The sequence below is a fragment of the Mumia sp. ZJ430 genome, assembly GCF_011751845.1.
Taxonomy (GTDB): Bacteria; Actinomycetota; Actinomycetes; order Propionibacteriales; family Nocardioidaceae; genus Mumia.
Window position 1 is genome coordinate 579,720 of sequence record NZ_JAAHFK010000003.1, and the last position, 23,062, is coordinate 602,781.

Annotated in this window: 23 protein-coding genes; 7 read left to right on the forward strand and 16 right to left on the reverse strand. The window is 72.2% G+C overall.

Going from position 1 to position 23,062, the window contains the following annotated elements:
- Positions 1-115: 115 nt before the first annotated feature.
- A complete protein-coding gene (gene cobT, locus HCT63_RS14880) occupies positions 116-1,165 on the forward strand; it encodes a nicotinate-nucleotide--dimethylbenzimidazole phosphoribosyltransferase (RefSeq protein WP_167006358.1) in 1,050 nt (349 codons plus the stop codon).
- On the forward strand, positions 1,162-1,950 hold the full coding sequence (locus tag HCT63_RS14885) for an adenosylcobinamide-GDP ribazoletransferase (RefSeq protein WP_243843050.1): 789 nt from the start codon (positions 1,162-1,164) through the stop codon (positions 1,948-1,950). The genes cobT and HCT63_RS14885 overlap by 4 nt, the downstream gene beginning before the upstream one ends.
- 12 nt (positions 1,951-1,962) lie before the next feature.
- On the opposite strand, the gene HCT63_RS14890 is transcribed toward HCT63_RS14885, so the two are convergent.
- A complete protein-coding gene (locus tag HCT63_RS14890; protein WP_167006361.1) occupies positions 1,963-2,496 on the reverse strand; it encodes a bifunctional adenosylcobinamide kinase/adenosylcobinamide-phosphate guanylyltransferase in 534 nt (177 codons plus the stop codon).
- Positions 2,497-2,630: 134 nt separating this feature from the next.
- On the opposite strand from HCT63_RS14890, the gene HCT63_RS14895 reads away from it, so the two are divergent.
- Together HCT63_RS14895 and HCT63_RS14900 are read left to right on the forward strand one after the other, a co-directional pair.
- A complete protein-coding gene (locus HCT63_RS14895; RefSeq protein WP_167006364.1) occupies positions 2,631-3,068 on the forward strand; it encodes a hypothetical protein in 438 nt (145 codons plus the stop codon).
- Positions 3,065-4,267, forward strand: coding sequence for a hypothetical protein (locus HCT63_RS14900; protein WP_167006367.1), 1,203 nt, complete (start codon positions 3,065-3,067; stop codon positions 4,265-4,267). Before HCT63_RS14895 ends, HCT63_RS14900 begins: the two co-directional genes overlap by 4 nt.
- 162 nt (positions 4,268-4,429) lie before the next feature.
- Here the strand turns inward: HCT63_RS14900 and HCT63_RS14905 are convergent, their stop codons facing one another.
- The gene (locus HCT63_RS14905; RefSeq protein ID WP_167006370.1) at positions 4,430-5,260 is read right to left on the reverse strand and encodes an NAD-dependent protein deacetylase; all 831 of its coding nucleotides are present in this window, start codon (positions 5,258-5,260) and stop codon (positions 4,430-4,432) included.
- A gap of 53 nt (positions 5,261-5,313) precedes the next feature.
- Here HCT63_RS14905 and HCT63_RS14910 point away from each other — a divergent pair, with 53 nt between their 5' ends.
- Positions 5,314-6,114: a lytic murein transglycosylase gene (locus HCT63_RS14910; RefSeq protein ID WP_167006373.1), complete on the forward strand. Its 801-nt coding sequence runs from the start codon at positions 5,314-5,316 to the stop codon at positions 6,112-6,114.
- Between the two features lie 120 nt (positions 6,115-6,234).
- Here the strand turns inward: HCT63_RS14910 and HCT63_RS14915 are convergent, their stop codons facing one another.
- Both HCT63_RS14915 and HCT63_RS14920 read right to left on the reverse strand, forming a co-directional pair.
- On the reverse strand, positions 6,235-8,451 hold the full coding sequence (locus HCT63_RS14915) for an MMPL family transporter (protein ID WP_167006374.1): 2,217 nt from the start codon (positions 8,449-8,451) through the stop codon (positions 6,235-6,237).
- A 41-nt stretch (positions 8,452-8,492) separates the two neighbouring features.
- On the reverse strand, positions 8,493-9,074 hold the full coding sequence (locus tag HCT63_RS14920; protein WP_208322450.1) for a TetR/AcrR family transcriptional regulator: 582 nt from the start codon (positions 9,072-9,074) through the stop codon (positions 8,493-8,495).
- A 124-nt stretch (positions 9,075-9,198) separates the two neighbouring features.
- Between HCT63_RS14920 and HCT63_RS14925 the strand changes: the two genes are divergently transcribed.
- Positions 9,199-11,121, forward strand: a complete 1,923-nt coding sequence (locus HCT63_RS14925; RefSeq protein WP_167006376.1) for an acyl-CoA dehydrogenase — start codon at positions 9,199-9,201, stop codon at positions 11,119-11,121.
- A gap of 10 nt (positions 11,122-11,131) precedes the next feature.
- On the opposite strand, the gene HCT63_RS14930 is transcribed toward HCT63_RS14925, so the two are convergent.
- From HCT63_RS14930 to HCT63_RS14960, 7 genes are read right to left on the reverse strand one after another with little or no spacing between them, the layout of a single operon-like run.
- The gene (locus HCT63_RS14930) at positions 11,132-12,643 is read right to left on the reverse strand and encodes a cation acetate symporter (protein ID WP_167006378.1); all 1,512 of its coding nucleotides are present in this window, start codon (positions 12,641-12,643) and stop codon (positions 11,132-11,134) included.
- Positions 12,640-13,014 carry a hypothetical protein gene (locus HCT63_RS14935; protein ID WP_167006380.1) on the reverse strand — a complete coding sequence of 125 codons (375 nt, stop codon included), beginning with the start codon at positions 13,012-13,014 and terminating at the stop codon, positions 12,640-12,642. The genes HCT63_RS14930 and HCT63_RS14935 overlap by 4 nt, the downstream gene beginning before the upstream one ends.
- A 1-nt stretch (position 13,015) precedes the next feature.
- On the reverse strand, positions 13,016-13,768 hold the full coding sequence (locus HCT63_RS14940) for a LytTR family DNA-binding domain-containing protein (protein WP_167006383.1): 753 nt from the start codon (positions 13,766-13,768) through the stop codon (positions 13,016-13,018).
- Between the two features lie 46 nt (positions 13,769-13,814).
- Positions 13,815-14,906 (reverse strand): histidine kinase, encoded by a 1,092-nt coding sequence (locus tag HCT63_RS14945; RefSeq protein ID WP_208322451.1) that lies wholly within the window; start codon positions 14,904-14,906, stop codon positions 13,815-13,817.
- The gene (locus tag HCT63_RS14950; protein ID WP_167006389.1) at positions 14,903-15,403 is read right to left on the reverse strand and encodes a GNAT family N-acetyltransferase; all 501 of its coding nucleotides are present in this window, start codon (positions 15,401-15,403) and stop codon (positions 14,903-14,905) included. The genes HCT63_RS14945 and HCT63_RS14950 overlap by 4 nt, the downstream gene beginning before the upstream one ends.
- Positions 15,404-15,446: 43 nt before the next feature.
- Complete coding sequence (gene purL, locus HCT63_RS14955) at positions 15,447-17,756, reverse strand: phosphoribosylformylglycinamidine synthase subunit PurL (RefSeq protein WP_167006392.1); 2,310 nt, start codon at positions 17,754-17,756, stop codon at positions 15,447-15,449.
- A gap of 30 nt (positions 17,757-17,786) precedes the next feature.
- Positions 17,787-18,101 carry a cupin domain-containing protein gene (locus HCT63_RS14960; protein ID WP_167006395.1) on the reverse strand — a complete coding sequence of 105 codons (315 nt, stop codon included), beginning with the start codon at positions 18,099-18,101 and terminating at the stop codon, positions 17,787-17,789.
- Positions 18,102-18,297: 196 nt separating this feature from the next.
- Here HCT63_RS14960 and HCT63_RS14965 point away from each other — a divergent pair, with 196 nt between their 5' ends.
- Positions 18,298-19,449 (forward strand): GNAT family N-acetyltransferase, encoded by a 1,152-nt coding sequence (locus tag HCT63_RS14965; protein ID WP_167006398.1) that lies wholly within the window; start codon positions 18,298-18,300, stop codon positions 19,447-19,449.
- 10 nt (positions 19,450-19,459) lie between these two features.
- Here the strand turns inward: HCT63_RS14965 and HCT63_RS14970 are convergent, their stop codons facing one another.
- From HCT63_RS14970 to HCT63_RS14990, 5 genes are read right to left on the reverse strand one after another with little or no spacing between them, the layout of a single operon-like run.
- Positions 19,460-20,305: a siderophore-interacting protein gene (locus tag HCT63_RS14970; protein WP_167006401.1), complete on the reverse strand. Its 846-nt coding sequence runs from the start codon at positions 20,303-20,305 to the stop codon at positions 19,460-19,462.
- Between the two features lie 24 nt (positions 20,306-20,329).
- On the reverse strand, positions 20,330-20,902 hold the full coding sequence (locus HCT63_RS14975) for a GNAT family N-acetyltransferase (protein WP_243843051.1): 573 nt from the start codon (positions 20,900-20,902) through the stop codon (positions 20,330-20,332).
- Positions 20,899-21,315, reverse strand: a complete 417-nt coding sequence (locus HCT63_RS14980; RefSeq protein ID WP_167006404.1) for a VOC family protein — start codon at positions 21,313-21,315, stop codon at positions 20,899-20,901. Before HCT63_RS14980 ends, HCT63_RS14975 begins: the two co-directional genes overlap by 4 nt.
- Positions 21,316-21,340: 25 nt before the next feature.
- On the reverse strand, positions 21,341-22,561 hold the full coding sequence (locus HCT63_RS14985; RefSeq protein ID WP_243843052.1) for an Nramp family divalent metal transporter: 1,221 nt from the start codon (positions 22,559-22,561) through the stop codon (positions 21,341-21,343).
- A 44-nt stretch (positions 22,562-22,605) separates the two neighbouring features.
- A complete protein-coding gene (locus tag HCT63_RS14990) occupies positions 22,606-23,055 on the reverse strand; it encodes a hypothetical protein (RefSeq protein WP_167006410.1) in 450 nt (149 codons plus the stop codon).
- Positions 23,056-23,062 lie beyond the last annotated feature (7 nt).

The window sequence follows — 23,062 nt, forward strand, 5'->3', positions numbered from 1 at the left end:
GCGCCGTCGACGTCGGTGAGCGGTCGGTACGAGGCGGCAGACGGTCGCGTGCGCCGGTCAGGCGGAGCCGGGCTTAGGCTGAAGGGCCCGTTCGCCCCACTCGGAGGACCACCCGATGACCCGTCCCGACGCCGCAGGCCGCGTCGCTCCCCCGTCCGACCGCGCCCGTACGCAGGCCGCCGAGCGGCTGGCCGGACTCGCGACGCCTGCCGGTGCGCTGGGCCGGCTCGGTGATGCCGCCGTCTGGTTGTCGGCCGTGCAGGACGCATGCCCGCCGCGCCCGCTCGACGACGTCCGCATCGTCGTCTTCGCCGGCGACCACGGGGTGACCTCGCACGGCGTCTCGGCGTACCCGAAGGAGATCACCGCGCTGATGGTGCGGCAGTTCCTGTCCGGCGGTGCCGGGGTCGCGGTGCTCGCCCGCCAGCACGGTGCGGCACTGCGTGTGCTCGACCTCGGCGTCGATGTCGAGCCGGGCGTCCTGCCGGCCGAGGTGAGCGTCCACAAGGTCCGTCGCGGCTCGGGTGCCCTCCACCTTGAGGACGCGCTCACGCCTGGCGAGACCGACCAGGCGCTCGCCGTCGGCGCCACCGTCGCCGCGGAGGAGATCGCCGCGGGCGCCGACCTGCTGATCCCGGGCGACATGGGCATCGGCAACACCACGCCGTCCGCCGCCCTGATCGCCGCCACGCTCGGGCTCGACGCTCGTGACGTGACCGGCCGCGGGTCGGGCGTGGACGAGGCGACGCTCGCACACAAGGAGCAGGTCGTCGCGCGGGCCCTCGTACGCGCGGGCGAGCGCGTCGCCGATCCCGTCGACCGCCTCACCGCACTCGGATCGGCAGACCTGGCCGCACAGGTCGGGTTCCTCGCCGAGGCCGGCCGGCAGGGGGTGCCGGTGCTCCTCGACGGGGTCATCTCGGTCGCGTGCGCGCTCGTGGCGGAGGACTACGCGCCCGGCTCGTCGGCGTGGTTCGCGGCGGGCCACCGCTCCCCCGAGCCCGCGCAGGCGCTCGCGCTCAGCAAGCTCGGCCTCGACCCGCTCCTCGACCTCGACATGCGCCTCGGCGAGGGCAGCGGCGCGGTCGCCGCACTGCCGGTGCTGCGCTCGGCCGGGGCGCTGCTCGCCGAGATGTCGTTGCTCGCGGACGTCCTGGGGTCGTGACCGCAGGGGTGCGCCGCGGGGTGCTCCCCGACGGCGTCCTGCTCGCGGTCGGGACGTTCACGGTCTTCCCCGTGGCGCCGCCGTCGACGGTGGATCGGGCCCGTGCACGTGCGGCGATGCTGCTCGCGCCTCTCGCGGTGCTCCCGCTCGCGCTCGGCGTCGCGGCGGTCGTCGCGCTCGGCGACGCGCTGGCCTGGCCCGCCGTGCTGACCGGCGCGCTCGGTGTCGGCACGCTCGCCGTCGGGACGCGGGTGCTGCACCTGGACGGACTCGCGGACACCGTCGACGGGCTCAGCGCCCCGTACGACCGCGAACGCCGGCTCGCGATCATGAAGTCGGGTGACGTCGGGCCCGCCGGCGTCGTTGCGCTCGTCCTCGCGCTGCTCGTCCAGGCCGCAGTGCTCGGCGCCGTCGCCTCACGCCCGTACGGGTGGCTGCTCGCCGGTGTCCTCGTGTGCGTGTCGCGGGCCGTCGTCGTCGTCACGTGCGCGACCCCTGTCCCCGCCGCCACGCCTGGCGGACTGGGTGCGGCCGTCGCCGGCTCCGTCCCGGTTCTGGCCGCCGTCGGCGTCGGCCTCGTCGGCGCCGCTGTCCTCACGCTCGCACTCGCCGCGACCGGCGCACCGTGGTGGCAGGGGTTCGTCGCCGCGGCGGTGGCCGCGGCGGCCGTCGTGCTCCTCGTACGCCGGGCGGTCACGCTCCTCGGCGGGATCACGGGCGACGTGATCGGTGCCGCGGTCGAGCTGGCCCTGGTCGCGCTCTGCGTCGTCACCGCGGCACGATGAGGCCGCGCGACCTCAGAGGTAGAGCACGCGCCCCGCGACGACCAGCGCAACCTCGTCCGAGCACTCTGCGACCCGCTGGTTCACGAGCCCGAGGACGTCGCGGAACACCCGGCCCGAGCGGTGCTCCGGCACCACGCCGAAGCCGACCTCATTGGTGACCGCCACGCTCAGGTGACGACGCGCGCACCACGCCTCGACGAGGCTGTCGATCTGCTTGCCGACCTCCGGTCGCCACTGCGCGTCCGGGGCGTCCCAGGCGCCGAGCTCGTCGAGCATCGCCGTCACCCACGTGCCGAGGCAATCGACGATCACCGGGGTCGATGTGCCCTCGAGCGCGCTCGCGACGTCGGTGGTCTCCGTCGTCACCCACCCGTCCGGGCGGCGGCTCTGGTGGTCGGCGACCCGCGCCGACCACTCGGGATCGCTCCCGTCCGGCGCCGGGCCCGGCGCGATGTAGGTAACCACCGGCTCTTGCTGGAGGAGCGACTCCGCGTACCGGGACTTGCCCGACCGTACGCCTCCGGTCACCAGCACCCTGTGTCCCATGTCCGCCCCTCTCGCCCTGAAGGTCGTCCGTGCGTCACGCGCCGACGGCGCTCCTCCGCAGCCTTGCACGTCGGCCCGCGCGACGCGAGCCTGACCCCGCGACAGGGTCCGACCGAGGCGGATACGGTGCGGGGATGAGCCGGAACCGTCGCGGAGTGATCATCGGCGCGCTGCTGGGCGCCGCGCTCCTCGCAGCAGTCGCGATCGCAGGGACGTGGTGGGTCATGGACGACGCCGATGCCGACGAGTTCTCCGGCGAGTGCGCCCGGATCACGTACGACGGCCGTTCCTACTACTCGGTCAGTCGGCCGGTCTCCCGCGACGACCTGGTCACCCCAGACGACCCGCTGAACGCCGGCGAGGGGCCGCGCAGCTGCGATCCGGGCGCGATGGAGACGCTGGAGTTCCGGCCGGCGGGCGTCCGTCACATCCCGGGCGTTGATCCGACCGAGGCCGTCGTGGCCCGGTACGACATGACCGACGGGCGCGAGGCGCTGTACGTCGCCGACCGCGACTACGCCCGTACGGGCGAGCTCCCCGACGACCTCGCCGAGGCGCTCGGCTCGTCATGACCGAGCCGGGCGGCTGGCGGCGACCGGCGGTCGTGATCGTCGGGCTGGGCGTCCTCCTCGGCTGCTCGTCGGCCGCCGACCTTGCGGGCGACCGCACCGCCTCCCCCACCCCGACCACCCCGACCGCCACGCCGTCGACCGCCACGCCGCCGCCCCGTGCGCTGCCGGGCGGCTGGCAGGCCGAGGCCCTGCCCGGGCGGCTGCGACCCGTGGTCATCACCACCGACGGCAGCCGCCTCGTCGTCGGTGGAGGCGCGGGCATCGGCGACGACGCCGAGCCGCGCCTGCTCGTACGGGGCGGCGACGGGTGGGAGGACGTGCCGCTCACGCCGCGGACCGGGTACGGAGAGATCGCCTCCCTCGTCGAGCTCGCGGTCGCCCCGAGCGGCAGGGTCGTCGCGCTCGGCAACGCCACCGGAGGCGCCCATCTGATGCCGCGCTGGACCGCGTGGTCGGGCACGCTGGAAGCGGTGACGGAGACGCCGCAGGTGTTCGAGACGTTCGGCGGTCCGTCGGCGGGCGGACTCGCGGGCGTCGCCTCAGCCCCGGTCGCGACGGTGATCGGCAGCTGGGCGACCTCGTCCCAGCAGCTGTCGCCCGCGGTGTGGCACGAGGATGCCGGGCGATGGCTCCGCCGTACGGATGTCGACGCCTTCGCGGACCGGGGCGGAGTCCAGGCGCTCCCGACGGCGGTGGCCGCCACCCGCACTCAGGTCGTGGTCGTGGGCACCGAGACGATCACCACCGCCACGAGCACGCGACAGACCGCCGTGGCGTGGCGTACCCGCGACCTCCAGCGATGGGACCGGCTCGCGCTGGCCGCAGGCGCCCGCGTCTCCAGCGGGGCGACGGACCTCGCCTGCGGACCGGACGCCTGCGTCGTCGCCGGCTGGGTCGGCGACCGGCTGTCCGCGTGGCGGGTCGACGCGCAGGCCGTGCGGCGTCTCCGGCTGCCGCGTGTCGCGGTCGAGGCGTACGTGGCGCGGCCGCGCGCGGCGTACGACGGGACCTGCATCGCCGTGGCCGCAGGGCAGGAGTCGCGCGACCTCGTCTCGTCCGCCGACGGGCTGCGCTGGAGGTCGACGCCGGTCCCTCAGGCCAAGGTCACCGACCTCGCGGTCGTCAGTCGGCGGCTGTACGCGCTCGCACCCGCGGGCGCGACGCCGCTGGTCTCGCGCGACGACGCGTGCGCGAGGTGAGGTGACGACCTCTCAGGCCGGGATCCCCACGACCTCGCGCGAGCCCTCGACGTCGACGCGCGACCCGGTCGCGACCCGGGGTGACCCCACGATTTGACGGGTTCTCCACCGCATCGCGGGCAGAAAGGGTGGAAAAGGCGTCAAATCGCGGGGCGGACGCGGTCACGCCGGGGCGAGTGCCTCGGCCAGCGGGACCAGCGTCTCGGCGCACCCGGCGTCGACCTTGAGCGTCGCGAGCTCGTCGCCGCGCGTCATCCCACGGTTCACGATCACCACCGGCGTCCCGGCCTTCGCCGCCTGGCGAACGAACCGCAGGCCCGACATCACCTGCAGCGACGACCCCACCACGAGGAGCGCGCCGGCGTCGTCGACGAAGGCACGGCACTGCTCCACCCGCGGCTTCGGGACGTTCTCCCCGAAGAACACCACGTCTGGCTTCAGCCTCCCGCCGCACCGCTCGCACGGGGCGACGACGAACCCGCTCGTCTCCTCGAGGACGGCGTCGCCGTCGGGCGCGATCGCGTGCGCCCCCTCCCCGTACCCGGGGTTCAGTGCCTCCAGCCGCTCGTGCAGCGCGAGCCGCGACGTACGGTCGCCGCAGTCGAGGCAGACGACGTCGGCAATCCGCCCGTGGAGCGTGACGAGCGCGTCCTGCCCCGCGGCCTCGTGGAGCCCGTCGACGTTCTGCGTGATGACGGCCGACACCGCGCCCGCGCGTTCGAGCGCGACGAGTGCATGATGCGCCGCGTTGGGCGCGGCGCCGGTCATGTGGCGCCACCCGACGTGTGCGCGTGCCCAGTAGCGCTGCTGCGCGTGCGGGGTCGCCACGAACTCCTGGTACGTCATCGGCTGGCGTGGCACGGAGTCCGGGCCGCGGTAGTCAGGGATGCCCGAGTCGGTGCTGATCCCGGCCCCGGTCAGCACGACGACGCGGCGCCCGGCGAGCAGCGTACGGGCCTCGGCGAGGGCGGGAGCGGGGGTCAGGGTGTCCACCCTTCGAGGGTACGAGGCCGGGCACACCGCGCTCTCCGTCTACGCTGGCGGGCGTGAGCGACCGGGTCTGGACGAGCAAGGGTGTCGTGATCCCGGCTGTCCTGAGCCTCGCGTGCGCCTCGGCAGGCCTCCTGGCCTGGGCGGGCGCGAGCGCCGGGGCCCAGGTCAGCGAGGCGAGCGTCACGACTCTCGAGGCGCCGAGCATCGCGACCGACGCGCCCGCTCAGCCTCTTGTCACGCCCTATCTCGCGGCGACGTCGCTCGACTCCGGTGTCGGGACATCCGGCTCGGGAGTCGCTCGCGCCTGGGTGTCGGACATGGCCGCCCGTACGGGGATCGGCGACGTCGCCCTTGCCGCGTACGCCGGCGCCGCGCTCCGGATCGGCACGGAACAACCCACCTGCACCCTCGGATGGACCACGCTGGCCGCCATCGGCTGGGTCGAGTCGCAGCACGGCACGATCGACGGCAACGCACTGCTGCCCGACGGCACCACCCGTACCCCGATCCTCGGCCCCGCGCTCGACGGCGGCGACGGCGTCGGCGCCCACCGGGCCCAGAGCGAGGACACCGCCGCCCACGGCAACGCCGAGTGGGACCAGGCCGTCGGCCCGATGCAGTTCATCGGCTCCACGTGGCGCCGGTGGGGTGCTGACGGCGACGACGACGGACGCACCGACCGTACGGACATCGACGACGCCGCGTACGCCGCGGCCCGCTACCTGTGCGCGGACGGACACGACCTGGCCACAGGCCCGGGGTGGACTGCCGCCGTCAGGTCGTACAACCACTCCGACGCCTACGTCGCCTCGGTGCTCGCCACCGCCGACGACTACGGCGCACGCGTGGGCTGACGCGTACGACCAGGGTCGGGTACCCCAGCGAACCTCAGGACACCCGACGGTGCACAGTCGGGGAAGGGTGCGTTCGCTGGGGTACCCCAGCGAACGCACCCTCGACCGACGCAGGTGACGTCAGCGCGTTCCGGCCTCGACCGGCTCCTTCGACTCCTGGGCCTCCAGGCGCTTCGTGAGCTGGTCGCCCTCGATGTCGAGGTTCGGGATCAGCCTGTCGAGCCACTTCGGCAGCCACCACGCCGACTTGCCGACGATCGCCATGAACGCTGGGATCAGCGTCATGCGGACCAGGAACGCGTCGACGAGGATGCCGAACGCCAACCCGAAGCCGATCGGCTTGATCATCGCCATGTCGCTGATGATGAAGCTGCCGAACACCGAGATCATGATGATCGCGGCCGCGGTGACGACACGGGCGCTGTGGCTGAACCCCGTGACCACCGACGCCTGCGCGTCACCGGTGTGGACGAACTCCTCACGCATCCGCGACACCAGGAACACCTGGTAGTCCATCGCCAGGCCGAACAGGATGCCCACCATGAGCAGCGGCAGGATGCTGATGATCGGTCCCGGGGTGTCCACACCGAAGAGCTCCGACAGCCAGCCCCACTGGAAGACCGCCACGGTCGCACCGATCGCCATGCCGATGGTCAGCAGGAAGCCGACCACCGCCGACAGCGGCACCAGGAGCGAGCGGAACACCAAGATCAGCAGGATGAACGCCAGCCCGACCACGAGCGCGAGGTAGACCGGCAGGGCGTCAGCGAGCTTCTCCGACACGTCCACCGACACGGCTGTCTGGCCACTGACCAGGACCTCGGCACCGGTGTCGTCCTGGATGCCTCCCACCGCGTCACGGATCTCGGCGACCAGGTCCTGCGTCGCGGCGTCTGCAGGGCCGCTCTCCGGGATCACGGTGATCGTGGCGAGGTCGGCGTCAGGGATCCCCTGGCCGGGAACGACCGCGGCGACATCGGTGTCGATGCCCTCGATCGCCTCGGTGGTCTGGCTGACGGCGGCCTCCGCGTCCGCGGCGTCGCGGGTGTCCACCACGACCAGAAGCGGGCCGTTCGCCCCGGCGCCGAAGCTGTCGGCGATGAGGTCGTACGCCTTGCGCTGGGTGGTGTCCGTCGCTGCGGTGCCGTCGTCGGGCAGGGACTCCTCCAGCGACATCACCGGGATCGACGCGATCGCGGCGACCAGCACCCCGAGCACCGCGACGATCCACTTGCGCCGCGAGACGAAGCCGGCCCAGCGGTGCCCCATCGCGGGCTTGTCGGAGTGGTCGTCGGCTTCGGGGTCGTGCTGGCGCAGGCCCGGGATCTTGCCCTTGATGATGCGCTTCTTCGCGAAGCCGAACAGCGCCGGGAGCAGCGTGAGCGCGATGAGGACGGCGATCGCGACGGTGGCGGCAGCAGCGAGGCCCATCTCCGTGAGGATCGAGATGTTGACGACCGACAGGCCGACCAGCGCGATCACGACGGTGAGGCCGGCGAAGACCACGGCACTGCCGGCGGTGCCGACCGCGCGACCTGTCGCCTCCTCGGGGTCACGGCCGATCATCACCTCGTGGCGGTAGCGCGACACGATGAACAGCGCGTAGTCGATGCCGACCGCGAGGCCGAGCATCGTCGCGAGGATCGGCGTCGTCGAACCCAGCGACATGAAGCCCGTGAGCGTGGTGATGCCCGCGATGCCGATCCCCACGCCGATCAAGGCCGTGAGCAGCGGCATGCCGGCGGCGATCAGTGACCCGAAGGTGAAGATGAGGACCACGAGCGCGACGACGACACCAATCGCCTCCGACGCCCCCGTCTCCGGGATCTCCATGAGCGCGTCGCCGCCGATCTCGACCGTCATCCCGGCCTCGCGTCCGGCTTCGGGCGCCTCCTCGAGCGCCTCGACCTGGGCCTCGCTGAGGTCGACCGACTGCGTGTCGTACGTGATGGTCGTGTAGGCGACGGTCTCGTCCGGCGAGATCTGCTTCGCCTCGAACGGGTCGACGGCGTTGATCACGCCCTCCTCGGCGCCCAGTGACTCGACCGTCTCGCCGATCACGCCGGCGTACTCCGGATCGGTGACCTTCGAGCCCTCCGGCGCCTGGAAGACGATGCGCGCTGTGGCACCGTCCGCGGCCGCGTCGGGGTTGCGTTCCTTCATCAGGTCGAACGCCTCGACGGACTCCAGGCCCGGCATCGAGAAGTTGTCGGAGGTCTTGCCGGACAGCGTCGCCGCGCCGGTGCCGGCGAGGATGAGCGCGATCAACCAGGCGGCGAGGACGCCCTTGCGGTGACGGAACGCCCACCGTCCGAGGCGGTAGAGGTACCAGGACACGGTGTCTCCTGTGGGTCGTGCGCCCGCGGGCGCGTGGTGGGTCAGGGGGTGGGAGAGGTAACGCCGAGCGCCGGCAGCAGCACGGCGTCGAGGATCTCGACGAAGAAGTCGGGTCCGCACTGCTCGTTGGTGAGTGCGTCACGGAGGATCGCCGGCCCGATGAGGACCGGGACGACCAGCGGGATAGCGGGGTTGTCGGCCCTCACCTCGCCGCGTGCGATGGCGCGGTCGACGACCGTGGCGACGACCTGCACCCGCGACGCGACCACGCGGTCGCTGAACGACTGCGCGAGGGACGGGTGCGTCTTGCAGGCGTGGAGGATCGCGCCGGCAAGCGCGATGTCCGGGTCCTCGTCGCGCGGCAGCGCCTCGATGAGCGCGAGGAGGTCACCGCGCAGAGAGCCGGTGTCGACGCTCTGAGGCACCACCGGCGCATCGGCGTCGATCGCCGCGATGACCAGGGCTTCCTTGCTCCCCCACTGCCGGTAGAGCGTGGCCTTGCTGGAGCGCGTGTGCTCGGCGACCTTGTCCATCGTCAGCTTGTCGTAGCCGACCTCGGCCAGCAGGCGCAGCGTGGCGGCGTACAGCTCGTCCGTGCGCTCGGGGGTCAGTCGACTGCTCACGCGTACGGGCTCCTGCTCGATCGAAACGAAACGGTTTCGTTCTGATGTTAGGTCGGGCCTCGCCAGAACCGCAGCGCGCTGGACGTGGCCTCGCTCACACCGGGCCGCCAGGTAGCGTCGAGGTATGGCCGACCTCGCGACCTCCCTCCGCACCGCCCTCGACGGCCCGTACGCCACCGCGCGCGACACCGCGCGCGACCAGCTGGCGGCGACCGGCGTCCTCACCGACCCGACGCTCTCCCTGGACGAGCAACGCGCCACCATCCGCGAGGCGCTCAAGGGCCTTGCCTCGAGCGGACTGTCCGCAGCCGGCTTCGCCACCGCGCACGGCGGCACCGGCGACATCGCCGCGACGCTGGTCGGGTTCGAGATGCTCGTCCACTCCGACGTGTCGCTGATGGTGAAGGCCGGGGTCCAGTGGGGCCTGTTCGGCGGTGCCATCGAGAACCTCGGCACCGACCGCCACCACGCCGCGTACCTTCCCGACGTCATCAGCGGCGACCTCCTCGGCTGCTTCGCGATGACCGAGACCGGGCACGGCAGCGACGTGCAGAGCCTGGAGACGACGGCGACGTACGACCCGACGACGGGCGAGTTCGTCGTCGACTCCCCCACGCCGACCGCCCGCAAGGACTACATCGGCGGGGCGGCCCACGACGCGACGCTCGCCGCTGTCTTCGCGCAGCTCGTCACCGCTGCGCCGGGCGAGACGCCGGAGTCGAAGGGCGTCCACTGCCTGCTGGTGCCGATCCGCGACGCCGAGGGCAACGACCTCCCTGGCGTCACCACCTCGGACTGCGGGGTCAAGGGCGGCCTCAACGGCGTCGACAACGGCCGGATCGTCTTCGACCAGGTCCGGGTGCCGCGCCAGAACCTGCTCGACCAGTACGCGTCGGTGGCCGAGGACGGCACGTACTCCTCCCCCATCGACAACCCGAACCGCCGCTTCTTCACGATGCTGGGCACCCTCATCCGCGGCCGGGTGAGCATCGCGGGCGCGAGCGGCGCGGCAGCGCGGCACGCACTGGCGCTGGCCGTCCGGTACGCGCTGCAGCGGCGCCAGTTCGGCGCACCCGGGAGCGACGGCGAGGTGCTGCTGATGGACTACCGCACCCACCAGCGCCGCCTGCTCCCCGCGCTCGCCCGCGCGTACGCCCTGCAGACCGCGCAGAACGACCTCGTCGCCACCCTGGCGCGGCTCCAGGGCGGCGGCAGTCCCGCAGACCCGAAGGAGCAGCGCGAGCTCGAGGCGCTGGCCGCCGGCGTGAAGGCGTACGCGTCCTGGCACGCGACCGCGACGATCCAGGAGAGCCGCGAGGCGTGCGGCGGCGCCGGATACCTCGCGGCGAACCGTCTCACCTCCCTCAAGGCCGACACCGACGTCTTCACGACCTTCGAGGGCGACAACACCGTGCTGATGCAGCTCGTCGGCAAGGAGCTACTGACTGGGTACGCCGACGAGGTGCGCGGGCTCGACCCGGTCGGGATGGTGTCGTTCGCGGTGTCCAACGCCGCCGAGGTCGTGCTGGAGCGTACGCCGGTGGCACCGCTGGTCGCCCGGCTGCGCGACGCGACCAAGCGCGAGGGCGACGAGCCCGACCTGCTCGACCGCGGGACGCAGCTGCGCCTGCTCACCGACCGCGAGGAGCACCTGCTGGAGACGCTGGCGCGCCGCATGCAGGCGGCACGCAAGGCCTCGAGCGGGGAGGCGTTCGAGGCGTTCAACCGCGCTCAGGACCACCTCGTCCACCTGGGACGCGCGCACGTGGAGCGCGTCGTGCTGGAGTCGTTCGTCACCGTCGTCGGCGAGGTCGAGGACGACGAGACGCGCCAGGTCCTCGACGCGCTCTGCGACCTCTACGCCCTGAGCGTCGTCGAGCAGGACAAGGCATGGTTCCTCGAGCACCGCCGGCTGTCCATCAGCCGGGCGAAGAACGTGACGACGTCCGTCAACGCCCTCTGCGAGCGGCTGCGCCCGTACGCCGGCGACCTCGTCGACGCCTTCGGCATCCCCGACGGCCTGCTCGAGGTCGAGATGCTCGGCTAGGAACGGGCGGTCATCGGTCCGCGCGGTCGAGGCGTAGCCGCTCGGGCGTGTGCAGCCGCACCATCGTGCGGGCGACATTTGACGGCCGGCGGTGCTGGGTCGCGAGCGACACCACCACCATCGCGGTGAACGCGAGCGGCACCGACCACGCCGCAGGCCGGGACAGCAGGAGGTCGAGCCAGCCGTCGTCGGTCCCCCGGACGATCGTCGCGACAACCGCGCCGCCCGCCCCGAGGCCGCCGGCGAGCATCCCCGCAACCGCGCCGGCAGCCGTGAGGCGACGCCACCAGATGCCGAGGACGAGCAGCGGGCAGAACGTCGAAGCCGCCACGGCGAACGCGAACCCGACCGAGCTCGCCACCGCGATCTGGTCCGAGGCGAGGGCGAGACCGAGCGGGAACGCCGTCCCGACGACCGCGCCCGCCCGGACGGCGGCGACCGGTCCGAGTGCGCGACGGCCGAGCGATCCCTGGGCGAGCACACCCGCGACCGACATCGTCAGTCCCGAGGACGTCGACAGGAAGGCGGCGAACGCCCCCGCCGTCAGCAGCGCGCCAAGCACGTCGCCGAGCGTCCCGCCGATGACGCGCAGCGGCAGCTCGAGGACGACGATGTCGCTGCTGCCGGTCCCGGCCAGGTCTCCGGCGTACACGCGACCGATCACCCCGTACGCCGTCGGCAGCAGGTAGAACGCACCCAGCAGCGCCAGCACGATCAGCGTCGTCCGGCGCGCGGCCCGGCCGTCGGGGTTCGTGTAGAAGCGCACGACGACGTGCGGCAGGCCCATCGTGCCGAGGAACGTGGCGACGATGAGCGAGTACGTCCCGTACAGGGCGAGCGAGGTGTTGTCCCCCGACATCGGCGACAACCAGGCCCCCGTGGCGCCCGCGCCGGACGGGGTGGGGCGACCGTCCTCGGTCCACGCGTGGAGGAGGAAGACGAGCGGGACGAGCAGCGCGGTGAGCTTCAGCCAGTACTGGAAGGCCTGGACGAACGTGATGCTTCGCATACCTCCGGAGACGACGTTGACGACGACGATCGCCGCGACCAGCACCGACCCGGCCCAGGTCGGCGCCCCGGTGACGGTGTGGAGGACCAGACCGGCCCCTTGGAACTGCGGCATGAGGTAGAGCCACCCGATCACCACCACCAGCACGCTCGCCACGGCACGGGCGACGCTCGACTGGACACGGATCTGGGTGAAGTCCGGCAGCGTGTAGGCCCCAGAGCGGCGCAGCGGCGCGGCCACGAACGCGAGGAGCACGAGATAGCCCGCGGTCCAGCCGACGGGGAACCACAGCATGTCCGCGCCGAAGGTGAGGACGAGCCCGGCGATGCCGAGGTACGAGGCCGCGGAGAGGTACTCCCCTCCGATCGCCGAGGAGTTCCAGAGCGGGCTCACCGACCGCGAGGCGACGTAGAAGTCCGAGGTCGTCCTGCTGAAGCGCAGCCCGAACAGACCGATCCCCAGCGTCAGCAGCGCCACCACGGTGACGGCGACGGCGGCGTACGAGCTGTTCACGGCCTCTCGACCAGGTCGCTGAACGCCCGCTCGTTGCGCTCAGACGCGCGGACGAACCCCCACCCGACGACGAACAGCAACGGATAGACCGCCACCCCCAGCAGCCACCACGGCAGCGGGACCGAAGCGACCGTGACGGTCTCGAGGTCGGACAGCACGAAGAGCAGCGGCAGGCTCCCGACGAGGAGGACCAGCAGGGCAGCGACCGCGAGCGCGAGCCGCAGCTGGGAGCGGACGAGCGAGCGCATGTAGACCTCGCCGATCGCGGTGTCCTCGTCGATCTCCTGCTCGACCGTCCGGCGCCGGTGCGGGCGTGCCGTGGTGTGCGGGCTGGCGATCCGGACCCGCGAGGGCGCCTCGTCGGGCGCCACCTCAGCCGCCGCCGGTGCGGGCGCGCTGCTGCACGAGATCGCGGAGGTCGCGGGTGTGGCGGCGCGCGACTTGGAGCTCGACGTACGGAGGGCCGCCCGCGTCGACGAGGACCGAGCAGCGCCCGGAGACCGTCCGTACCTCGTGGACCCGCGCGGACGATACGAGCAGACTCCGGTGGATCCGGACGAACCCGGCCGGCGCCCAGTCGTGCTCGAGCGTCATCAGCGGCGTACGGAGCAGGTGGCTCTCGCCCTCGGTGGTGTGGAGGCGGACGTAGTCGCCCTGCGCCTCCACGTACGCGACGCTGGAGCGGGGGACGAACCGGGTGACCCCGGCGAGCTCGACCGCGACGACCTCGTCGTCGGAAACCGGCGTCACGGGTTGGGGAGAGCGCGCGCCCACCACGCGGCGTACGGACTCGCGCAGGCGCTCCTCGGCGACCGGCTTGAGGACGTAGTCGACGGCGTCGAGGTCCCACGCGCCGACGGCGTGGTCCTCGTGGGCGGTGACGAACACAACCTTGGGCTGGGTGCGGAACCGCGCCAGGACCCGGGCGACCTCCAGCCCCGAGAGCGCGGGCATCGCGATGTCGAGGAACACGGCGTCGACCGGGTCGGACTCCAGCGCGCGGAGCACGTCAGCGCCGGACCCGACCGCGCGGACCTGGCTCACGCGCTCGTCTCGGCCGAGCAGATAGACCAGCTCGTCGAGAACTGGCTGCTCGTCGTCGGCGACGAGGACGCGGAGACCCATGGCGCACGAGTCTAGGCCGCACCTGTGGTCCCCGTCACGCACCGACTCAGCGGGAGGCACCGGGGGCGTACTTCGGCACCCGGACGCTCACCTTCGTCCCGGCGCCGGGTGCCGTCTCGATGACGATCCCGTACGCGTTGCCGTAGACCGTGCGCATCCGCTCGTCCACGTTGCCCAGACCCACGGAGTCGGTGGACGGGTCGCCCGCCAGTGCACGGCGTACGCGGTCCGGCTCCTCCCCCACCCCGTCGTCCTCGATCGTGATCACGGCCTCGTTGCCCGCATCTCGCGCGATCACGACCACGTTGCCGCCGCCCGCCTTGCGCTCGAGGCCGTGCCGGACTGCGTTCTCGACCAGCGGCTGGATCGAGAGGAACGGCAGCGTCACGCTCAGCACCTCCGGCGCGACCTGGACCGTGACGTGCAGCCGGTCGCCGAAGCGCGCCTTCTCCAGCACCAGGTAGCGCTCGATCGACCGCAGCTCGTCGGCCAGCGTCGTGAACTCGCCGTGCCGCCGGAACGAGTAGCGGGTGAAGTCGGCGAACTCCAGCAGCAGCTCGCGCGCCCGCTCGGGATCGGTCCGGACGAACGACGCGATCGCGCCCAGCGAGTTGTAGACGAAGTGCGGCGAGATCTGCGCCCGCAGCGCCCGCAGCTCGGCCTCCATGAGCGCCGTGCGTGACTTGTCGAGCTCGGCGAGCTCGAGCTGGCTCGACACCCACCGCGCGACCTCGGTCGTCGCTCTCGCCAGGCCCGCCGACGCGGTGGGCGAGCTGACGACGACGGCACCCACCACGGCGTCCTCGACGGTCAACGGGGCGACGATCGCGTGAGGATAGGTGGCCCGCGGCGTGCTGAACGCCTGCGTCGTCCCGGCCGAGATCACCTCGCGGGCCAGCTCCATGACGTCGGTGAGACGCTGACGCGGGCCGTCGGTCGCGAGCACCCGCTCGGTGTCGGTGAGGGCGACGGCCGGCGCTCCGAGGAGGGTGCGCAGGTGCTTGAGCGCCTTCTCAGCGCTGCCCTCGTCGAGACCGCGACGCAGTGCCGGCGCCGCCAGCGACGCGGTGTGCAAGGTCTCGTACGTCGCACGGTCTTCGGCGGACCCGAGCGAACGGCGCGACCACGGCGTCCTCACGCGAGCGCCTTCTCCAGACGCACGAGCGTCCCCCACGGCTCCTCGAACGCACGCTCACCGCGCTCGACGAAGCCGCGGTCCCGGTAGTACGTCCGCAGCGCAGCGTTGGCCGCGGCCGTGTCGAGGCGCAGGTATGCCCGCCCCGCCTCGCGGGCACGCGCCTCCGCCCACTCCAGCAGCACCACGCCGAGCCCGCGTCCGCGGTGGAGCCGCCGCACCATCAGCCCGTGCACGTACAGCGCGTCTCCGGAGCCCGGTGCGACGAGGTCGTCCCAGATCTCGGGGTCGTCCTCGAGGATCCGGACGGTGGCGTTGAGCGCACCGTCGTCACGCAGGACCCACCACTGCCCGGCCGCGATCTGGTCGCGCACCGTCGGCACGTCGACCTCGCCAGGCTGCCACTGGTCGATGCCGGCGGACGCCTGCCAGCGAGCGAGCGCGTCACGCAGGGACACGATGGCAGCGGCGTCGAGGACGTACGCACGGGAGGGGATCACGCGCCTCAGCGTAGGACGACCGCGGCCGCAGGTCGACCGTTCGCTAGGCGCCCATCACGGCGGGGATCGTCGCGGTCCACGTCTCGCGCAGCTCGGAGATTGGCACCGTGAACTGTCCCTCGACGGACAGTGCCTCGCCGCCGGTGGTCCCGATCTGTGCGACCGGCACCCCGTACGAGCCGGCGAGCGCTGTGAATGCGTCCACACGCTCGGGCGACACGGTGACCAGCGCCCGCGCCGTCGACTCGGAGAAGAGCCCGACGAACGCGTCGCCGTCGAGCGCGACCGTGGCGCCGACGCCGTTGCGGATCGCTGCCTCGGCGAGCGCGATCGCGAGCCCGCCGTCCGACAGGTCGTGCGCGGCCGTGGCCAGGCCCTGCTTGGCGACGTCGACCATCAGGTCGGCCAGCGCCTTCTCTGCAGCCAGATCGACCTGCGGCGGAAGGCCGCCGAGGTGGTCGTGGGCGACCTGCGACCACGCCGATCCGTCGAGCTCGTCGCGGGTAGTCCCGAGGACGAGCACGGCGTCGCCCTCGGAGGAGAACCCCTGCTTGATGCGCTTGGTGACGTCCTCGACCACGCCCAGGACGCCGACCACGGGCGTGGGGAGGATCGCCGTCTCGCCGGTCTGGTTGTAGAACGACACGTTGCCGCCCGTGACCGGGATGCCGAGCACCTCGCACGCGTCCTTCAGCCCCGACGTGGCGCGCTCGAACTGCCACATGACCGCCGGGTCCTCGGGCGAGCCGAAGTTGAGGCAGTCCGTGACGGCCAGCGGCAGCCCGCCGGAGACACCGACGTTGCGGTACGACTCAGCGAGCGCGAGCTGCGCGCCGGCGTACGGGTCGAGCTTGGCGAACCGTCCGTTGCAGTCGGTCGAGACAGCCACACCGAGGTTGGTCTCGTCGTCGATCCGGATGACACCGGCGTCCTCGGGCTGCGCGAGCACGGTGTTGCCGCGGACGTACCGGTCGTACTGGTCGGTGACCCACGACTTGTCGGCCTGGTTGGGCGAACCGAGCACCCTCAGCACCGTCGTACGGAGCTCGTCGCCGGTCGTCGGCCGCGCAAGGGACGCGGTCGTGTCAGCCTGCAGCGCGTCCTGCCAGTCGGGGCGCGCGTAGGGGCGGTGGTAGGTCGGTCCGTCGTGCGCGACCGACCGCGGCGGCACGTCCACGACGGTCTCGCCGTGCCAGTCGATGACCAGGCGACCGGTCTCCGTGACCTCGCCGACCACGGTCGCCTCGACGTCCCACTTGCGGCAGATGTCCATGAACGCGTCGAGGTGCTGCGGCTCGACCACGGCCATCATGCGCTCCTGCGACTCGCTCATGAGGATCTCCTCCGGCGAGAGCGTCGAGTCGCGAAGCGGCACGGTGTCGAGCTCGACGTGCATGCCGCCGTCGCCCGCGCTGGCCAGCTCGCTCGTCGCGCACGACAGCCCGGCACCGCCGAGATCCTGGATGCCTGCGACGACGCCGGCGTCGAACAGCTCGAGCGTGCACTCGATGAGGAGCTTCTCCATGAACGGGTCACCGACCTGGACGCTCGGGCGCTTCGCGGGACCGCCGCTGGTCGAGCCTGTCGAGGCCTCGAAGGTCTCCGACGCGAGCACCGAGACTCCGCCGATGCCGTCGCCGCCGGTGCGTGCCCCGTACAGGACGACCTTGTTGCCCTCGCCCGAGGCATGGGCGGTGTGGAGCTGCTCGTGGCGCAGGACGCCGACGCAGAGCGCGTTGACGAGCGGGTTGCCGAGATAGGTCTCGTCAAACACGACCTCGCCCCCGATGTTGGGCAGGCCGAGGCAGTTGCCGTAGCCGCCGACGCCCGCGACGATGCCGGGCATCACGCGCTTGGTGTCCGGGGCGTCGAGCGGGCCGAAGCGCAGCGGGTCCATCACGGCGACCGGGCGTGCGCCCATCGCGAGGATGTCGCGGACGATGCCGCCGACGCCGGTCGCCGCACCCTGGTACGGCTCGACGTAGCTCGGGTGATTGTGCGACTCAACCTTGAAGGTGACCGCATAGCCCTGGCCGACGTCGATCACGCCAGCGTTCTCGCCGATGCCCGCCAGCGTCTTGCCCAGCGGCGTCTCCTGCGACAGCTCGCCGAACTTCTTGAGGTGGACCTTGCTCGACTTGTAGGAGCAGTGCTCGCTCCACATCACCGAGTACATCGCGAGCTCGGCACCGGTCGGGCGGCGACCGAGGATCTCGAGGATCTGCTCGTACTCGTCGGGCTTGAGTCCCAGCTCGGCCCACGGCAGCTCCCGGTCAGGAGTGGCGGCGGCATGCTCGACGGTGTCGAGGCGGGTCTGGGGAGTCGGTGCGGTGGCGGCAGGCGCGTCGGTCACGGGACCAGGGTAGTCGTCGCCGCCAGAGGGCTACTCCAGCCAGTCGGTCTCGAACGTGTCGCTGGCGTGGATGTGGGTCGCCCGGTAGCCACCCGGAAGCACGGAGAACTTGTGCGGGGTCTCCGGCGGGACCACGATCACCTGGCCCGCGCGGCCGACGAGCTCGTCGCCGTCGACGGTGAACAGCGCGCTGCCGGCATGGATCACGAAGGTCTCCGCGTACGGATGGGTGTGCAGCCGCGGGCCGCTCCCCTCCACGTCGGTGTCCTCCTGGATGATCGAGATCCCGGCTCCGTACGCCGCGCCCTCGATGTTGTCGGTGGTGGTGACGTCGATCAGGTACATGTCCTCGACGCTAGTCCGACTGCGGCCAGGTGTTCTCCCAGAGCCCGACGATGTTGCCCTCCGGGTCACCGAAGTACGCGGCGTAGCCCATGTCGCCGACCTTCTCCTTCGGGCCGACCACCGCGCCGCCCGCTGAACGGCTCGGTGCCGAGAAAGTCCTTCGACCGTCACCCGGCCGAGCCGCTAGTTTCGACCAGTGGAGATCCGTGACCTCGCTGTCGACGACCTCGACCCCGCCCTCGACGTCCGCTCGCGCTCGTTCGGCCCGCTGTCGGGGGGCGACGTCGACCAGTGGAAGACGATGATGACGCGCGCGATCGGTGCAGGTCGCGTGCTCGCCGCGTACGACGGCGGCACGGTCGTCGCGATCGCCCGCATCAACGCGTTCGGGCAGTGGTGGGGCGGACGACGAGTGCCGATGGCGGGCATCGGCGGGGTGGTCGTGGCCCCTGAGCACCGTGGGTCCGGCGTCGGCCTGGCCCTCATGGAGGCCGTCGTCGGACGCTCCCGTTCACTCGGGTTCACACTCTCCGCGCTGTACCCCGCGACCACTGCCCCCTACCGCCGCGCCGGCTACGAGCTCGCGGGCGTACGCCGCACGGTCGACCTCTCGACCGACGCCCTGCGACGGCTGCCCGGCTCTTCGGTGCCGCTGCGGCGCGGTGGAGCGGAGGACGCGAAGGAGGTCGTGCGGCTCCTCGGCGCCGCCACGCAGGCGCGCGGCGACAGTGGCCCCTTCGACTGGGAGCCGGCCGAGGTCGCGGCCGACCTCGCGGACGACGAGGTGCTGACCTACCTCGCCGACGACGGCGCGCTCCAGTACGGGTTCGCTGGCGACCGCTTTCAGGTCCACGCGATCGGCGCGACGTCGCCCGAGACGCTGCACGCCCTTTGGCGGCTGGTCGGGTCGGGCTCTTCGACGCAGGCGACGACCCGAGTCGCCCTGGGGCCGACCGACCCGGTGTTCTGGATGCTCGCCGACAACGAGATCGCGGCCGCCGCGAGCCAGTGGTGGATGCTCCGGCTGGTCGACGCGGCCGCTGCGGTCGCGGAGCGTGGGTTCCCGGTCGGGCTCACCGTCGAGGTGCCGCTCACGCTCTCCGACCCGCTCGACGCCGCAGGCTCAGGGACGTTCGTGCTCGCGGTCTCAGGCGGCCGCGGAGTCCTGCGTCGTTCGGACGGCCCGGGAGGCATCGCGCTCGGCCCACGCGGCGCAGCGGCGCTGTTCGCAGGGACGCCGGTGTCGACCCTGCGGGCGTCGGGGCTCGCCGAGGACGGCGATCCGTCCAACGACGCGCTGCTCGACGCCGCCTTCGCGGCGACGCCGTTCATGACCGACTACTTCTGAGGACGGACGGTCAGGCCTTCGGCTGAGTCGCCTTCCAGGCGCGGAAGCCCTCCTCGGTCGCGCCCTGCCGCCAGTAGCCCGACAGCGACAGGCGCTCGCGCGGGACGCCACGCTCGGTGAGGAGGTACGAGCGGAGCTGCTTGAGCAGACCGGCCTCACCGTGGACGAACACCTGGGGCGCTCCTGGCGGCCACTCGTCGGCGCGTACGGCATCGGCGATCAGCGTCGTGCTCCCGGGAGCGGCGCCGTCGCGGTGGAGCCAGGTGAGCGTCACGTCGGCCTCGCTGACGACCGGCTGCTCGTCGGCGGGCCCGTCGACCTCGACGTAGGCGTGCACGCGCGCACCGGCCGGCATCGCCTCGAGCGCGGCCTGGATCGCGGGCAGTGCTGCCTCGTCTCCGGCGACGAGGTGCCAGGGCGCGATCGGGTCGGGCGAGTAGGCGCCACCGGGACCCAACGCGTGCAGTGTGTCTCCGACCTTGGCCGTAGCGGCCCACGGCCCCGCCACACCGGAATCGCCATGGAGCACGAAGTCGATCGTGATCCGCCCGTGCTCCAGGTCGATCGCCCGCAGCGTGTATGTGCGGACCGTCGGCTGCGCTTCGGGCGGGTAGGACTCCTTGACGAAGTCGAGGTCGAGCGGATCGGGGTAGTCCACACCCTCGGTGAGGAAGACCAGCTTGACGTACGAGTCGGAGAATCCGCCGAACTTGCGGGCGAACTCGTCGAACTGGTGACTCGAGAAGACCACACGCTGCATGTGCCGGGTGAGTCGCTCGCTGGCGACGACCTCGAACCTGAGGGGCGTACGGCGCCCCCGTGCTGCGGATGACTCCGGCTGCGCCGTGATGCTCATATCAGGCAACCCTAACCGCACCCGTCAAGTGCCCTCGCGCGCGTCCGGACGGTCGACTCTGAAGAGCACGTGCCGGTGCAACGGCGACTCCACCGGCAGGGTCGGGTGGTCGAACTCGGCCGCGAGCACCATCCCGAGGCGCCGCATGACGGCCTGCGAGCGAACGTTGGTGCGGGCGGTGAAGGACCACACGCGGTCGAGCCCGGCCGAGCCGAACGCGTGTGCGAGCGCCGCACGTGCGGCCTCGGTGGCATAGCCGCACCCCCAGGCTTCGTACGAGAGTCGCCAGCCGACCTCTGTGCCTGGGGGCTCACCAGCGGCCAGGATCCCCGGCGGGACAGGGTTGAAACCGGTGAATCCGAGGAACCTCCCTGACGCGCGCTCCTCAAGCGCCCACAGGCCGTACCCCTGCGCGGCCATCCGGTCCATGATCCGGTCGACCATCGCGTCGGACTGCTCCCGCGTCAGCGTGCTCGGGAAGTGCTCCATCACGCGAGGATCGGCGTTGAGCGCGGCGAACGCCGGACGGTCGTCGTCGGTCCAGCCCCGCAGGATCAGCCGTGCCGTCGTCAGCACGACCGGCGCGGCGCCGGTCACGGGAGCAGGTCTTGACCGATCGGACCCGGGTTGTACGCGATCTCCCAGGCGAACCCGTCAGGGTCGACGACGTAGCCGCTGTAGCCGCCCCACTCCCGCTCGGCACCAGCCGAACGGAGCGTCGCACCTGCGGCCACAGCCTCCTCGATGACCTCGTCGACGTCGGCGGGAGAGGCGACGTTGTGGGCGAGGGTGAGCGGTGGGACCCCCGTGCCACCGGCGATCGGGCCGACCTCGGCCTCGAAGGCCACCCGGTCCCACAACGAGAGGACGAGACGCTCCCCGACCCGGAGCATGAGCACCTCACCGGGGACGTACAGGCTCTCCTGCCACCCCAGGCCGTCGACGAAGAACGCACGGCTGCGGGCGACGTCGGCGACCGCGAGGGTGATAAAGCTCAGACGTTGGTCCATGTCGGCAGCCTAGGGCTCGGCACCGTCAGGCAAAGGTCAGAACGAGAAGCGCCACGTTGAGCGCGATGACAAGGCCGGCGATGACCGCCGCGACAGCCGTGGTCACACGGCGGTTCACCCACTCCCCCATCACCGACCGGCGCGCCGTCAGCCACAGCAGCGGGACGAGCGCGAAGGGGATGCCGACCGACAGCACGACCTGGGACACCACCAGCGCCCACGACGGCTCGATCCCGAGGGCAAGCACGATCAGCGCAGGGATCACGGTGACGATCCGGCGCGCCACCAGCGGGACCCGCCGACGCAGCAGCCCGTGCATCACCTCGGCCCCTGCCGCGCAGCCGACCGACGTCGACGCCAGGCCGGAACCGAGCAGGGCGACCGCGAACAAGAGCGCGACGCCGGTGCCCAGCTCGGAGCTCATCAGCGCGTGCACGCCGTCGAGCGTGTCGGTGCCCTCCTTGCCGGCCAGGCTCGTCGCGGCGGTGAGCAGGAGCGCCAGGTTGAGGGTGCCGGCCACCAGCAGCGCGACGCCGACGTCGATGCGCGTCGCGCCGAGCAGCTCGGCAACCGTCCGGCGCTGGCCGCGGACACCGAGCCGACCCGCGGTCAGACCGGAGTGGAGATAGATGACGTGCGGCATCACGGTCGCACCGATGATCGCCGACGACAGGAGCAGACTCTCCGTCCCCTCGAAACGGGGGACGAGACCCTCGGCGACGGCACCGGCGTCCGGTGGCGCCACGAAGAGGCCGGCGGTGAACCCGGCCGCGATGAGGAGCAGGAACCCGATGACCACGCGCTCGAGGACGCTCTGCCCGAACCGGTCGCCGATGCGCAGGACGACCATCGAGACGACGACCGTGACGACCGCCCCGATCAGCAACGGCAGGTCGAACAGCAGCGACAGCGCGACCGCGCCGCCGACGACCTCGGCGACGTCGGTGGCGATCGCGACGCCCTCGGCCTGCAGCCAGTACGCGAGACGGGCCGGGCGCGGCAGCGTCTCGCCCATGTGCGTGGCCAGCGACTGCCCGGTCACGATGCCGAGCTTGGCGGAGAGGTACTGGACGATCACCGCCATCGCGTTGGCAAGGACGACCACCCACACCAGTGTGTATCCGAAGGTCGCGCCAGCGGTGACGTTGGTCGCGACGTTGCCCGGGTCGACGTAGGCCACGGCCGCCACGAAGGCAGGGCCGAGGAGGCTGACGCTCTTGGGGAGGCGGGGCGCGCGGACGAACACGCCCCCCAGCATGGACCAACGCCGTCTCGGAGGCGACGAGCGTGTCACACCACGACGAACCACGCGCCTCCTGCGCGGACGAGGACGAACACCGCGTTGTGCATCGCGACCGGCGCGTGCGCGAGGTGGCGAGGCTCGACCGTCGCACCGTCTCCCTCGACGAGGGCACCCCGAACCACGACCTCGCGGTACGCGCTCAGCTCACGGGGTTCGAGGTCGTCCAGAAGCCGCCCGAGCCCGTCCTCGCAGCGCTGCAATGCCGTCCCCGTACGGATCGGGAAGCCGTCAGGCGCGGCAACGGAGCAGGCGGCTCCCACGTCACCCTCGCCGAGCGCGTGCAGCATCGTCTCGACGCTGCGCTCGGGCGTCGTCGGGGCGGGTGCCCCGGCCGCCTGTGCGTGCGAGCCGCTCGCACCGATCGTCCCGAGGCTCGTCGTCAGGCTCGCGACCGCGGCCAGCGCGACGCCGGCGACGAGCGCGGCGAGCATCGCCATGGGGCGC